This is a genomic window from Aeoliella mucimassa (assembly GCF_007748035.1).
In the GTDB taxonomy this organism is placed as follows: Bacteria; Planctomycetota; Planctomycetia; order Pirellulales; family Lacipirellulaceae; genus Aeoliella; species Aeoliella mucimassa.
Map to the genome: position 1 here is coordinate 4,680,296 of NZ_CP036278.1, position 14,021 is coordinate 4,694,316.

10 protein-coding genes and 1 riboswitch are annotated in these 14,021 nt (G+C 56.9%); of the genes, 3 read left to right on the top strand and 7 right to left on the bottom strand.

The window, feature by feature from the left end:
- Positions 1-281 precede the first annotated feature (281 nt).
- The 7 genes from Pan181_RS18375 to fliW all read right to left on the bottom strand — a co-directional run bounded on the left by Pan181_RS18375 (position 282) and on the right by fliW (position 10,085).
- Positions 282-479, bottom strand: coding sequence for a hypothetical protein (locus Pan181_RS18375; RefSeq protein ID WP_145248902.1), 198 nt, complete (start codon positions 477-479; stop codon positions 282-284).
- 39 nt (positions 480-518) lie between these two features.
- Positions 519-598, bottom strand: a riboswitch (cyclic di-GMP riboswitch).
- 299 nt (positions 599-897) lie between these two features.
- A complete protein-coding gene (locus Pan181_RS18380; RefSeq protein WP_145248905.1) occupies positions 898-1,758 on the bottom strand; it encodes a menaquinone biosynthesis family protein in 861 nt (286 codons plus the stop codon).
- A 113-nt stretch (positions 1,759-1,871) separates the two neighbouring features.
- A complete protein-coding gene (gene fliS / locus Pan181_RS18385) occupies positions 1,872-2,345 on the bottom strand; it encodes a flagellar export chaperone FliS (protein ID WP_145248907.1) in 474 nt (157 codons plus the stop codon).
- 42 nt (positions 2,346-2,387) lie between these two features.
- Positions 2,388-5,495 carry a flagellar filament capping protein FliD gene (gene fliD / locus Pan181_RS18390; RefSeq protein WP_145248909.1) on the bottom strand — a complete coding sequence of 1,036 codons (3,108 nt, stop codon included), beginning with the start codon at positions 5,493-5,495 and terminating at the stop codon, positions 2,388-2,390.
- Positions 5,496-5,776: 281 nt separating this feature from the next.
- Positions 5,777-8,623, bottom strand: a complete 2,847-nt coding sequence (locus Pan181_RS18395; RefSeq protein ID WP_145248911.1) for a flagellin N-terminal helical domain-containing protein — start codon at positions 8,621-8,623, stop codon at positions 5,777-5,779.
- A gap of 520 nt (positions 8,624-9,143) precedes the next feature.
- Positions 9,144-9,362 carry a carbon storage regulator CsrA gene (gene csrA / locus Pan181_RS18400; RefSeq protein ID WP_145248913.1) on the bottom strand — a complete coding sequence of 73 codons (219 nt, stop codon included), beginning with the start codon at positions 9,360-9,362 and terminating at the stop codon, positions 9,144-9,146.
- Between the two features lie 285 nt (positions 9,363-9,647).
- Positions 9,648-10,085 carry a flagellar assembly protein FliW gene (gene fliW, locus Pan181_RS18405; protein ID WP_145248915.1) on the bottom strand — a complete coding sequence of 146 codons (438 nt, stop codon included), beginning with the start codon at positions 10,083-10,085 and terminating at the stop codon, positions 9,648-9,650.
- A 453-nt stretch (positions 10,086-10,538) separates the two neighbouring features.
- Here fliW and Pan181_RS18410 point away from each other — a divergent pair, with 453 nt between their 5' ends.
- From Pan181_RS18410 to Pan181_RS18420, 3 genes are all read left to right on the top strand, one after another.
- A complete protein-coding gene (locus Pan181_RS18410) occupies positions 10,539-11,366 on the top strand; it encodes a PilZ domain-containing protein (protein ID WP_145248917.1) in 828 nt (275 codons plus the stop codon).
- A 546-nt stretch (positions 11,367-11,912) separates the two neighbouring features.
- A complete protein-coding gene (locus Pan181_RS18415) occupies positions 11,913-12,866 on the top strand; it encodes an IS110 family RNA-guided transposase (RefSeq protein WP_145244891.1) in 954 nt (317 codons plus the stop codon).
- 479 nt (positions 12,867-13,345) lie between these two features.
- Entirely contained in the window at positions 13,346-13,780 is a 435-nt protein-coding gene (locus Pan181_RS18420; RefSeq protein ID WP_145248919.1) for a secondary thiamine-phosphate synthase enzyme YjbQ, read from the top strand.
- Positions 13,781-14,021 lie beyond the last annotated feature (241 nt).

The window sequence follows — 14,021 nt, forward strand, 5'->3', positions numbered from 1 at the left end:
ACATGCCAGCTAAAGAATCCAGCCATAGAGTGCTAGAGCTTCTGCCCCAGAAGCAACGCTAGCGGTTTACAGTGTCACCAGCAGGTGACAGGTTGATTCGCAACAGAGCAATCTCGGAGGGCGATCAAGGGTTGGGGGGGACTGCTTGATACCTCATCCGAGATCACTCTTGTTGAGAGAGGAAGAACGGCCCCAGCGCGTTCATCCTCCACAGGCTCCTCGCTAAAAGCCCTGCCCCGGTACTTTTAGCGAAGACGTGTGTATTCTGAGTGAGTGCGGTATTAGGTCGTCGCACCAGGTCGAGCAGAAGTCTCGAAATCGCACCAGTCGTCAAGTACGTTGTCCATGGTATGGACTACGTGTTGCTGCTGAGCACGACCTTCGGCAGAGCTGCTACCGGTCGACGTTCTTTCGGAATCGACAAACAAAAATGGCAAGTCGGAGACGCTGGAATAGCTGTGGTGGGAGATGGAGCGCATGACTAGCCTGCTGTCCGGACTTGGACGGTTGGAGCATTGTCCGGTAACCAGGCTGTCTCCCCAGAGAGAGATCCACGGCTTTGCGTCCCTGCCTCGCGGCAGGTTTGCCTTTGTCGGTCGGAGCTGCTGTGCGCGAAACGTCAGCAGAGTCCGCAGCGAAAGGGAAAAGAAACAGGAAGGTGGATGAGTCGTGAAGTCGCTTGCTTCACTACTTAAAACTAGGTTACTTTTCGGTAGCTGTCCAACCAAAAGAGAAAAAACACAAAGATTTCCGTCGGTCTTCCGAAGCCTTTAAATGGCGTTCGACTCGCGAGTCGTTCCCCTTTGATAGCTGCGTACACGAGCAGGCCGCCCAATGGCCCGCACGTGCGGTGAGCTTCCACGAGACGAGACGCTGCACCGAAGTGCAGTCCCCTGCTTAGTCGACGAACTCAGGCTCGACGAGCTCGGGCAGCACGCCGGCTTCGTAGCCCCGTTTCAGGAACTCGCGAACCGCCTGGCGGCCACGGTCGCCGAAATCGCGGGTCCAGTCGTTTACGTACATTCCCACGAACTTGTCGGCGCGGGAATCATCGAGATCGCGGCCGTACTGCAGCGCGTAATCGAGGGCTGGCTTGCGATGATCGAGACCGTACTCGATGCTCTCCTTGAGCAATCGCTGCACTTCGCTGATGGTCTCCGCCCCAAGGTCCTTACGCACCGCGTTGGCTCCCAAAGGCAGCGGCAAACCAGTTTCCTGTTGCCACCACACGCCGAGATCGACAATCAGCTTCAGATCCTGATCGCCGTACGTAAGCTGCCCTTCGTGGATGATCAGGCCAGCATCGATGGCCTTGCCATCGTACTCGCCGGCGACCACAGCGGGGATGATTTCGTCGAACGGCACCAGAACGTAGTCAAAATCTTGCCCCAAGCACAACCGCAGCGACAGGAAAGCGCTGGTCAGCTTTCCGGGAACCGCGAGGGTCTTGCCGGTAAGATCCGCAACGCTCATCTCGTCGCGGGCGACGACCATCGGGCCGTACCCGTCGCCCATGCTGGCCCCACAGGAGCAAAGCATGTACTTGTCCTGCAGGAACGCGTAGGCGTGGATGCTCACGGCGGTGAGTTCCAGCTCGCCGCTGAAGGCCCGCTGATTAAGCGTTTCGATATCGACCAGTTCATGCGTGAATTCCAACGGGCCTGTCTCGATTTTGTCCTTCGCCAGGGCGTAGAACATGAAGGCATCGTCTGGATCGGGGCTATGGCCGACGCGAATTGGCTGCTTGGTGACCGTCATCAAATCAATCTCGGGCGAGCGGGTTAGACTACGAAGGTTACAAGTACCTGTAGCCTAGCCGCGATTCGCCTGATTGACGAGGGGCGCTTGCTGCGATTGGTGCCTCGAGATGCCTAGGCCTCGAACGAGAACCCAGATTCCACGGCATTTGGCTCGCTGGCCACTACGTGCGGAGCGACGATGGTCGTGGATTTCGGGGGCTCCTGCTCTTGGCTCTGGTGCACCCGCTGACAGGCAAGCTGCCAGGTTTCGCGTTCGAATTCGAGAATCCGCATCACGTCGGCCAGCTTTCCTCGATCGCCATTGACGTAAGCCGAGGTAAGCGTGCTGAACAAGTAGAAATAGAGTTCGCTTAGCTTCTGGGTAATTTCGCTCTTACCGCTACGAACCCCAGCCAGCAGCTCTCCCACGATTTCGATGGCTCGCACCAAGGCCTCGTTGGCGAAACCTTCGTTGTTCTTCTCCCACTGCTGATCGGCTTTAGTGCAATAGCGAATCGCCCCCTCAATCAACATCAGGTGAAGCTGAGCAGGCGAGGCGGTCATCACCTTCGATTCAAGGTAGACATTGGCCTTAGCTTGCGACATATCGGAAACCTTCCGTGTGGGGGTCAGTGCGGGTCGAGTAGGTTAGTTGTTATTTCTACTAATCGGCTGGATAAACTGAATGGAATCAAGCAAACTGAGATTCGATTGCAAGCCAGCGATCGTTTCTTCCAAAGCGTAGAACTCGTTAAGTGTGCGTGTCCGCTCGAGATCGAGCAATTCGGTCATACTTTCGATCTTGGCTTCGTTTGTTTCGATGGTTGCGGTTAGCGCATCGTATCGCCGGGCGATCAGGGCGTTGTCTCCACCTGCGAGCTGATCAATGGCCGCCTGCACCTGATCAACGACACCAGTCTTGTCCAAAGTGAAGAACTGCTCTAACTCGCTGGGGCTCTCCTCGAAGGCTTCGGTGAGCTTGGCCGTGTCGAGTTCCAGCTCGCCGTCCTCGTTCATGCTGATGCCGACCGACTCGAGCGTTCGGAATTGATTGCTGCTACGAAACGCATTGGTCAGCACCCGCGACATATCAGTTTCGATCCGCAGCATCTCGCTGCGGCCGAAAAGGATGCCGGTTGTCTCGGCTTCGGCATCGAACGATGTCAGTTCCGCCATCACGGTACGCAACGAGTTGAACGAGTCGACAAAGTTCTCAACGGCCGAAACCATTTTCGAGGAGTCCGAGCCAACTTCGACCGTTACCGGCGAACTGGAGGCTTTCACCACCGTGACTGTCAGACCTTGAACGACGTTATCGAACTTATTGTTGCTGGAAGTCACGACGATACCGCCCGTCGCGGCATTACCGTACTGCAACACCGCATCTTTGGGGCGTGTTGCGTCTTGCATCGAGAAGTCGACGAGCGACGAGTCGATCAGCAACTCCTGATCCGCCCCCGTTTTCTCCGAGGTAATCGAAAGACGATATCCGGTACCATCGAAGAACGAGCTCGCGGTGAAACCACCGTCGAAGGCATTGATTTTCTCTACCAACGCGTCGAGTGCGTTCTGTTCGGTTTCCGTGGCAGTGAATAATCCCGAAGCGTTGATCGATTGCTGGCTGCCATCTGCTTTGGTCGATGCCTCGTTGGTGAGCTTCAGCTCCGCGGCCGCGGTGCCGGTGCCGACATCGCGCACAGTGAGCGTTTCGGCTCCCCCTTCGGAATCGAGCAACCGCAAGCCGGTGCCAGCAGAATTGAAACTGGCAACCACGTCGACCCCTTTGGCCGTGGCTGCGTCGTTGATTTTGTCGATCACGTCCTGCACGCTGAACGCTTCGTTGCCAGGCTGGTTGAGTTGCACAAAGAACGACTCGCCATTGCTGGCGGTCACTTCCATCACGCCGAGCGTGATGCCGTTGCCATCGTTCAACGAACTCAGGGAAATGCCTTCGGGCACTTCCAGCTCACTGAGATCGATCGACAGGCTCGTGCGGCCATCGATGATCTGTTGACTGCTACCATTGGTGTCGGACGATGCCGAAGCGATGCGCAGGTCGGCCGCGGCGTTGCTGCCACTGATGTCGGTGATGGTCAGCGTTCCGGTGCCGCCGGCCAGATCGGTGATGAGGATGCCATCGCCCGTGTCGTTGATGCGTGCCTCGACATCGATCGACATGGCGTTGATCGCGTCGATCACGTCGCCGATGGTCTCTGCCTCGGCATTCGAATTATCGAGGCTCACCGCTCCGACGTTGCCAGCGGAGTCGGTAACGCGAAAGTCACCTAGCCGAACCCCTTTGCCTCCGTTGAAATCGGTAAGCAAAGTCGACTCACTTACGACCTGTCGATTCAGACTGCCTGAGTTGATAGTACTTACTGCGTCGTCGACAGCGATACCGAGATTCGCGGCCGTGGTATCGGCGCTCGAGATCACCAGATTATTCGATCCACTCGAGTTGTCGGTGATCTGAATGCCATTGCGAGAGCTATTGATCGAAGCGGTAACGTTCGCGCCCGAATCGTTGATCAATTGGACCACATCGCTGAGCGTCTCGGCAGTCGACAAATCGATTCCCGAGGTCGTGACTCCCGCCGCATTAGTAATGTCGATGCTCGTGAGCTCGGCGATCCCCTGTCCGCCATTCAGTGAACGGATCAGCGTGTCCTTCAATCCCGACAGAATCCGGTCGCCGGAAATCACATTGCCGGAAGCGGTTCCCCCCAGCCCGAGATCTTCGACAAGCGTCCCGGTGCCCGACACACTAAACGACACCGCGCTACCACCGGAGTTGTCGGTGAGCTCGATGGCCTGTTTATCGCTGGAGATTGCCGCACTAAGTTGGGTGCCGCCAGCTTCGTTAATGGCGTCGATAATCTCGCCAAGCGTCGAGGAGCCGCTGACGTCGATCACAATGTCCGTGTCGTCGGCCAAGGTCACCGTTAGTGCATCGCCGACGGAGTGAATTTGCACTCCGTTGCCGTCGTTGAGCGAACTAAGCAAGGTGCCGCTATGCAGATTGTAAATATCGGATCCGGTGACCGAATCGGAAGCGGTGTTGATGCCCGACAGTCCCAGACTGGCAGCCGTTGTGCCGAGGCCGACTTCCCGCACGCGGAGGTTTCCGGTGCCACCCGAGTTATCGGTAAGCACCAGCGAGTCGCCACTCACCGACGCGGTGATGTCGATGTCGCCGGAGGAATTGATCGCGTCGAGCACATCGTCGATTGAGATTGCCGATCGCAGATCGATTTCGGCCGAGCTTCCGCTACGATCGGTGATGCGAATCGATCCCTGCACGACCCCTGTTCCGGTGTTGAGCTCGCTGAGTCGAACACCGCCATCCACATGGCCTCCCACGCCGATGGTAAACGATCCACTGGACAGCTGGCTTTCCACATTCGACAACGAACTGCTGACCGCCTGGTGCGTCGTGGCGGTCTGCAGTGTGGTAAAGGTGTACGTGCCTGCTTGCGGCGGTGTCTGCCCGTTCTTGGCAACCGTTAGCAGCGAAGTATCCGTCGAAGAAACGGAGGTCGAATTGTAGACACTCGAAGAGGTCAATCCCGTGGCGGAAAAATGCATCGCCAGCAGCATCGAACTTACCTGTTCGAGCGCAGTGCGTTCCACCGTGAGGGCATCGGTACGATCCTGCAGGTTATCGCGCGGTGTCCCCGCGATTTTCATAAGCTGATTCACGGTATCTTCGATTTCGATACCGGTGATCAGGCCCACGCTGGATTGAATTGATCCCATACTGGTTAACGCGAGTACGAGTTGGAATGAACAGGCTTCACGCCAGTTGGCTTCACAAATGTAGCTCAAGCAGGTGCGAGCAACGCTAGCACGCAGCTTATGTGCAAAAGTCTATCGAATGTATCGACCAGGTAAGACAGGAACCTGAACCCCATCCCGCAGCAGCGGCAATCGACGCCAACCAACATGTGTTTTATGGACAATCAGGAAGGATACATAACAAAACCGGTCCGGTTCTTGCGAACCGGACCGGTGTGAGGTTTTCAATTATCGCGAGTGTTTTAACCCAGCAGCGACAGAGCGTTTTGCGGGTTCTGGTTCGCGATGGCCAACACCTGAGTACCCGACTGTACCAGAATCTGAGCACGAGTCAGCGAAGCGGTTTCTTCGGCGAAGTCGGCGTCGCGAATCGAGCTTTCGGCTTCGGTCAGGTTGGTCAGCGTGTCGTTCAACGCGTTCTGGTTGGTTTCCAGAGTCGTACGTTGGAACGCACCCAGTCGACCGCGAAGCGAGGTGACCTGGTCGATCGCCTCTTCCACGATGCTAGCAGCCGTGGTGGTGTCGGTTGTCAAGTCGGCCGAGCCACCGGTACCAAGCTGATAGAGCTTGCCGCTCACACCACCCAGGCGGGCGGTGTTCACGCTACCGATACCCAAGCGGGCTTGTTGGTTCGATACTACGTCGGGACCGAGTTGGAACAAGGCACCACCACCAGTGATGCTAAAGCTAGCAGTACCGGTGAAGGCTGGGTCGATCGTTGCCGACAGGTCGAGCGTGGCGGTGTTGATCGACAGTTCGTTACCGTCGCCAGTGGCCGACACACCATTCACATTGGCCACGATGTCGGTACCAGTGTCACGGGCGTCGGTGAACAAGGCACCGATGTCATCGATCACACTGACTTCCACCGAAGCGCTGGTTCCGTAAGCGTTCGAGGTCAGCTCGAGCGTGGTGCCGTTCACAGTGGCACTCACACCAGTCGCGTCGCTCACCAGGTTGATACCCTTGGCCACGTCGGCGATCACGGTGCCTTCGCCGAACGAAAGCACTTCGGAGCCGTTGGTACCCGAGAGTTCGAACACCACGTCGTTAGCCAGACCACCACCGTTGTCACCACCGGTGAGCGTGGGGGCCGTGCCAGGAGCGGAGTCACTTGCTTCAACGTAGTTAGTACCCGCAGCGGTGAAGCCGCTGGTCGAGTTCGTACCATCCAAGCTGGCAGTGAAGCCATCGATACCACTAATGGCGTCGATAATCGCTTGGGCGGTCACGGTGCCAGTGATGTTGATATCGATGCTGCTGCCGCTCGTATTCAAAGTAGCGGTTGCCGTATTGGCAGTACCACCACCTTCGGTCACGTTGATCGCGAAGCCATTATAGGTGGCTGTATTCGCATCGGTAGTGATGTCGATAGCCAGCGTACCGGTAGAACCGGCCGAACCACCAGTCAGGGACACCACATTGGCAATCGATGCGTTGTCGCCAACGGCGGCGTCGAACGTCAGGTTGCTAGAGAACGCCGCGTCGGAGACTTCTGCAATACCCGAGTTAATAGCCGTGGCGATCGAGTCGAGGTCGCCCGAATAGTCGTCGCCGATGGTCACAGTGTAACCGGCGGATGCATCACCTGTGACAACGACACCCGAACCGCTCGCACCCGAGGCGAAGGTAATGTCGAAGTTCTCACCGCCGGTAGCGGTGGCACTAAAGGTGGCCGGTGCATCTGTTGCAGCGGCCGAACCACCAGTCAGGGACACGACGTTGGCGATCGCAGCGTTGTCGCCAGCCGCCGCGTCGAAGGCCAGGTTGCTGGAGAACGCTGCGTCGGAGACTTCTGCAACACCCGAGTTGATTGCCGTGGCGATCGAGTCGAGGTCGCCGACATAGTCGTCGCCGATGGTGACCGTGTAACCGCTGGATGCATCACCAGTGACGACTACACCCGAACCGCTCGTACCCGAGGCGAAGGTGATGTCGAAGTTCTCGCCGGTTGCATTCGTGGCGCTAAAGGTGGCCGCCGTGTCTGTTGCAGCATCGATACCGCCAGTAAGCGACTGAGTACCGAACGTGGCAACATCGCCGGTGGTGAACACACCACCAGGAGTGCCCACGGTGGCGATGATGTCGCCTGCACCAACCCCGTTACCACCGTCGACGAAGCCGTCTACGGCCGTCTTAATCGTGGAGAACTGAGTGGTGCCGTCGTCGATTGCGATCGTCAAAGTGGATCCGTCGAACGTCACGACAGCGACGTCACCATTACCATCCTGGCCGTTCGTGAACACGACATCGATGTTGCCGTTGGTTCCGTCAAGACCACCAGCTGCGGTCGTGGCAAAGGAGATATCGCTGTTCGCCAGGGTCACAGCCGAGAGGCTCGACTGCTGGGCGTCGTTGTCGATCGCAAAGCTGCCGCCCGCGGTAACGGTCGACTGGGTCAATGCGGTGTCGACGGCGAACGAGCCGCCGGCCGATACACTCGAGGCCGTCGGGGTCTGTGCCAGGGTAAGATCCAGGTCGGCAGTCGCTTGAGCGGCGGTCGACGTAGCTGGGAAGCTGGTGACGTCGATCTGAGCCTTCGTGGCAGCGGTAGTGACGCTAATGTCAACATCTACCGAACCGGTCGCACCCAGGTTAGCCTGGTCGATCTGCAGGTTCGAGACGTTCGCGAAATCGGTATCGCTCGACGAGGTAATGAAGTCGAGCGAACCATCGAGCAGACGACGACCTTGGAAGGTGGTGGTCTGGGCGATACGGTTCAAAGCTTCCAGCGACGAGTCGACCTGAAGCTGATTCGCTTCGATCTGCTCATCGGACAGAGCACCCGAGTTCGCGGATTCGGTCACGAGACCGCGAATGTCGTTCAGCAGGGACGAAACCTGTCCCAAAGCACTGTCGGCCGTGGCAATCACTTGGTTCGCGCGGTCGGTGTTGCTAATAGCTTTCTCGATCGCGGTGATATCACTACGTAGGTTTTCGCTGGCAATCAAACCGGCTGGGTCATCTTTACCAGTGTTGATTCGCAAACCAGTGCTCAGACGCGTCAGCGATTGCGACAAGCTTGCGTTGGCCTGACGTAGGTTGTTGCGGCCGACGAGCGAGCTGACATTGGTGTTAATTCGAGTCATTGCAAACACCCCTAAAAAAACAAAAAATGTTCCGAAGTTGGACCGGACTGGACGGTTAATGGGGAGTGAACGACCCCGGCCTGTCTCGCTAGTCACTGTCGCACTTTGGTCACCTATGACCGCCGTGCTGAGCAACACTAGGTTGCATTTAGTACACGCGGGGGGTTTTTCCTAAAAAAAACTCCACCGTGGTTGGTCTGGCTATTTCGCGTATCCCTTGGTGCGAAGGCCTGGCGACAACGGAATACGGTCCCGTTGCCTAACCAAAGCTATCGACCTGAGAAAATAGGTGCTTTACGCCTGTGTAGAGTTTTCGTCGTTAATCCACAGGTGCGAGCCGTGCGATCGTCACAATCCGTACAATCGCACTAGTTTCGCTGTAATAACGCGGAAACGTGCAGCGCGGAGAGACGCTCAAACTCAGCGAATATAGAGTCGCGCGACTATTAATAGAGAACGAGGCGTTTCGAAATCGATTCGCCTGACGCACGAAAGATACAGGGAGAGGTAGCTGCCCGACTTATTGCTTGGGCAACTGCTGGGCATCTTCGGGCTTGATTTCGGCCGCCTTGCGATTCTCGCGTTGAATCGCTTCGTACACCTCTTGGCGGTGCACCGGGATCTCGATGGGGGCCTCGATACCGAGGCGCACCTTATCGCCTCGAACATCGACAATGGTCACAACCACGTTGTCGCCAATAATGATGCTTTCGTCGCGTTGTCGCGATAGAACCAACATGGAAGGCTCCTTGCCTGGCTCCCGCAGCTCCAGCAGCGGGTTGCCCTACTTCGTTATATGGCGGTGGTGGACTTGGTAAACAGAGAGATCAAAGACGTTGAGTTTCCTAGAGCGAGCTGTCAGCCGATCAGCGAGTGACCGTGCAATTTGTTTCGCAACTAGGCTCTCTGTCCAATCCTTCGGCCCCAACTTGATCGTTGCTGTAATGACACTGATGAAGGTGGGGTTATGCGGCCCGCAGCGGTACGTACCCGGCAGCCCCCGTCGTTCCGGTCGCTGGCAACGTTAAGCGGAACGTCGCATGGGAATGGTAGCTCCCAGCACAAACTGTACTTCGTGATCGTTTTTGGCCACCACTTGCCGACCCCGGTTATTCTCCAGGTTCACCACAATCGGGGCCTTCAAATTCAATGTTAATGTATCTTCATGGCGATTCAGGATGGCTAACACCTGCAGCGACTTCATCGAAGTGCTACCGAGCGGTGCGATGTCGCGACTGCTGACCCGAATCTGATAGTCTTTCACGAACCGGCGGGGGCTCACCACCGCCAGGGCGACTTCCGGACGATCGAGCGACTGCAGCCAGGCCAACGAATCGTTGGTGATGTCGGCCAGCAGTACCCACTCGCGGCACTTCTCCATTCCGATGAGCCCTTGCTCGAATCGCAAGACGTCGACCTGTTCAATCGGCACATTTCCAAACCGAGTGGTCATTACGTACATGGTCAACCTCCTGGCGAAATCTTCGATGGGCTGCAAAAAACCTACCGGCAGCGCGAAAAGCAAGCGTGCCTGATTATTTCCATCGGCCACTACAGCAGAAGCATTCCAAAAAATCGTCTCAAGTCGACCCAGTATTGTTGGTAGTGCTAGCATCGAGCTTGTTGGTTATCACGCTTGCGGACCATGGGTCGCCATCAATAGCACTCAATCACGGCAGAGCGAAACGTTGGCAAAGGAGCCGCCCCGCCTGTTTTCGGTGCGGTCGGCTTATGACAGGTTTGGCGATTCCTACCAACCGAGAGGAGGGAATTCCCCCTAAATGCAGGGGTTTTTGCTAATCGGACTCCCGAAACTTTCGGCCACCTGCTCCTCCTGGCGGGCGACCGCATTGTATATGAGAAATGTGAAGGCGGTTTTTGGATCACCCAGAAAGTCATCCTCGGAGCCCTAAACATGAACAGTCTGAAAGGTAATCGTGACGAAGCTCAATTGATTCTCGGCAGAGACGCAACTCCCGAAACGGGAGTCTACCGTAGCATTCCCACCAGCTCCCTGGCGATTGGCAGTTCGCTAGCCTGTGCGATCTACGATCCAGACGGAGTAAAACTGATTGCTCCGAGAATTCCGATTTCACCGCAACTTCGCAAACGACTCGAAGCTCGCAACATCGAGTCGGTTCTCGTCCGCGATGAGGACTACCACAAGCTGCACCACTTGCAGGAAGAGGAAGATCCTTCCGCACTTTGCTGCTCGAATTGCCAAACCAAGCTTCCGCTGCACGAGAGCCCCGACGATGGTTGGTCGCTCACCTGGCTCTGCCGGAAATGCCATAAGCAGTATCGCGGACAGTTGGATCCCGACCTGGCTGTCTCGCTGATCGATAACATCGTGATCGAGAAATTCCCGATCGACTGGACTCGCCTGCAGCATCCCCCCACCACCATCACGCGGGCGATCAACGACCTTGTTCCCAAACCGTATGCGGGTCCCGAACGCCGCGCGAACACCCGCATGCGGATCTCGCTGCCGATTGCGGCCGTGCCGGTGGACGAGTCGTTCGCGCAAGTTGGTCCCGCAGCCTTGCTGACCACCAGAGACATCTCGACCGAGGGCATCGCGCTGTTGCACGACGAGCCACTGCGGCCCAAGTACCTGGTCATTGAGTTCCCGGCCCGCGATCGACAAGCGGCGCTGCAGATGGTGGTGAAAGTACTCCGCTGCCAACCAGTCGGAGAACTGTTCGAGATCGCCGGGCGCTTTGTGATGCGTCCCGAAGAGTAGGCGATCCGCCCTCCCCCTCCCGAACCGCTGCCCGAATGGCCGCAGAATTCCCATCTAAATTTCGGAAGATTTAGGTGGGAATTGGCCACCCATGGTGTTCTAATGGACAGGTGTCAAAGGCTGTCGGCTTTCAGCTATCAGCTATCGGCTATCGGCTATTGGCTATTGGCTTTTTAGTGATTGGAGGTGATTGAGATGTGATACTTACATTCATGTCGGACTTCTGGCGACGCGCTGGCGAATGGTTGCTTGCGTGAGGGTTCGCTGCTGCGCGCGTGGTAAAGTGGTTGGTGGGGCTGCGTCGCTGGAAGCTCCTGGACCCACCCTTGTATCTTGCAGAGGTGGTGCTATCAACGATTTCGCCGTCTTCTGCGGAGTGAGCGTAGCGAACGAAGTAGAAGACGGCGGCCGCCGGTAGATCGTCCCACCCTCGGTCCTCACGAGACCGATCTCGTAGCTGGATCGCCGGCCGGCCGCCTGTCGCATTAGCCCGAACAGTCGCCAGAGCTGTTTTAACAAGCTCGCATATGCAAGGAAGGGTAATCGATGGAAAACCATTTGCAAAGTACTTGGATTGGGATCGATGTTTCCAAATACCACTGGGACATCGTCGTTGCGGGGCAACCGCAGATGCATCATTGGTCTGCCGGTCAAGAAGGATGCCAGCAACTTCGGCAGTTGTTAGTGCAGCATCAGGTGACCCACGCCTGCCTGGAAGCCACGGGAGGTTGTGAACGCATGCTAGTCGACTTCCTTCGCGAGCAAGGGATTGCGGTGAGTGTCGTCAATCCACGTCAGATTCGCGACTTCGCCCGCGCGCAAGGTCAGCTCGCCAAGACCGATCGCCTCGACGCGCTGGTGATCGCCCGCTATGCCGTGTTGATGCAGCCCAAAGAAACCCAAAAACCCTCGGAAAACGAGCAAAAACTCCGCTCCCTCCGAACTCGTCGTCAGCAGGTGAGTGATGCTCTGACACGGGAAAAGAATCGGCGAGGCACGCAGCGAGATGAGCAGGTGCGTCAGTCGATCGAAGAAGCGATCGACTTCTACCAACGACAACTGGAGCAGCTCGACCAACAGATTCAACAGCTCATCAAAGCCGATCCTCAGTTTCAAGAACGCTCGTCGCTGCTAGTCACGGTGCCTGGCGTAGGAACGACGACGGCGGCGGCCTTGCTCGCCGATATGCCGGAGTTGGGCACTCTCAATCGTCGCGAAGTGGCACGCTTGGCAGGGCTGGCACCGATCAACCGCGACAGCGGAACCTTGCGTGGCAAGCGTATGATTGGCGGCGGTCGAGCGGCGGTGCGTCAGGGACTCTACATGGCCACTCTTGTGGCCACCCAGCACAACCCGATTATCCGCGAACACTACCAGCAACTTCTGCAGCGAGGCAAAGCCAAGATGACCGCTCTCACCGCCTGCATGCGAAAACTACTGCTGATACTCAATGCCATGATCAAAACAAAAACGGACTGGAAATGCTCCAAAGAGACTTGAACTTTAAGACAGTCGCTACTGCCCTTTCTAACTTCCAACTCCCAACATCCAACTCCCAACTCAAAATACTTTCCCATGGATGGGAATCTATTTTGGGCATCTATCGCGGAGGTGTTGATGCAACTCGCTACTGACAAACGACTTGCGATTAATTCCCAGCGGGAAAATAGATTCCCACTCGATGCGTTATTGGGAATGGGAATCTATTCGGGCGCGAAAACCACTGGTTTTATAGCGTGGGCGACGATTCAATTTTCCCATCGGTGGGTAAATTGGGAATCTATTTGCCCAGCGTTGGGAATCTATTTGGGGCGGTGGGTATCTATTCGTCCCATCTCCTGCTGCCCCCCTCCCCTGCTGGGGTTACGCTCGTCATGGCCATGGCAGCCAACCGCGTGACGAATGCTTTATAATCGGTGCCCGATTCCAATGATCCCATTACTTACACGACTGGCAACCAACCAAGGAGGCCCCTACTGATGAAGTCGCTAACGAAGGAAATCTGGCTGAACATTCCCGACCGGCGAGCGATCGTCTCGTTGCACCGTGAGGTCGAGAACCTCGTTGCCGAGAGCGGGGTGCAGGATGGCCTGGTGTTGGTGAACGCCATGCACATTACCGCCAGCGTGTTCATCAACGACAACGAGTCGGGCCTGCACGCCGACTACGAGCGGTGGCTCGAGGAACTGGTGCCGTTTAACGCGGGGAGCGACCCCGCCCGCGGCGGCTACCTGCACAATCGCACCGGCGAAGACAACGCCGACGCCCACCACAAACGCCAGATCATGGGCCGCGAAGTGGTGGTCGCGATCACCGACGGCCAACTGCACCTCGGCCCGTGGGAGCATATTTTCTATTACGAGTTCGACGGCCGGCGCAAAAAGAGGGTGCTGGTGAAGATTATTGGGGAGTGAGGTCATGAGTGATTGGTATGTAGCAGTCGCAGTGCGAGACGTCTCTTCTAACCGTGCTGAATTGCTTGCACAGAGTGTCGTGGAGGCTCTTGCTGGCGATGGTATCATTCAATCAGTGCTAGACCCGGAAGCTGTACTGGGAGGCGTTGGCGGCTACCGCCCTGGGCCAAGAATTGCGGAAGTCTACGAGCGACTCGTCACCGAAGTCGAGTTTTGGAGACTCGTCACAAACGGAATGGAA

Bases quoted from the DNA above. Each gene is read 5' to 3' on its own strand.
- fliW (WP_145248915.1), bottom strand. From the start codon at position 10,085: ATGTACGTAATGACCACTCGGTTTGGAAATGTGCCGATTGAACAGGTC.
- fliS (WP_145248907.1), bottom strand. From the start codon at position 2,345: ATGTCGCAAGCTAAGGCCAATGTCTACCTTGAATCGAAGGTGATGACC.
- Pan181_RS18420 (WP_145248919.1), top strand. From the start codon at position 13,346: ATGAAGTCGCTAACGAAGGAAATCTGGCTGAACATTCCCGACCGGCGA.
- Pan181_RS18410 (WP_145248917.1), top strand. From the start codon at position 10,539: ATGAACAGTCTGAAAGGTAATCGTGACGAAGCTCAATTGATTCTCGGC.
- Pan181_RS18395 (WP_145248911.1), bottom strand. From the start codon at position 8,623: ATGACTCGAATTAACACCAATGTCAGCTCGCTCGTCGGCCGCAACAAC.
- fliD (WP_145248909.1), bottom strand. From the start codon at position 5,495: ATGGGATCAATTCAATCCAGCGTGGGCCTGATCACCGGTATCGAAATC.
- Pan181_RS18375 (WP_145248902.1), bottom strand. From the start codon at position 479: ATGCGCTCCATCTCCCACCACAGCTATTCCAGCGTCTCCGACTTGCCA.
- csrA (WP_145248913.1), bottom strand. From the start codon at position 9,362: ATGTTGGTTCTATCGCGACAACGCGACGAAAGCATCATTATTGGCGAC.
- Pan181_RS18380 (WP_145248905.1), bottom strand. From the start codon at position 1,758: ATGACGGTCACCAAGCAGCCAATTCGCGTCGGCCATAGCCCCGATCCA.
- Pan181_RS18415 (WP_145244891.1), top strand. From the start codon at position 11,913: ATGGAAAACCATTTGCAAAGTACTTGGATTGGGATCGATGTTTCCAAA.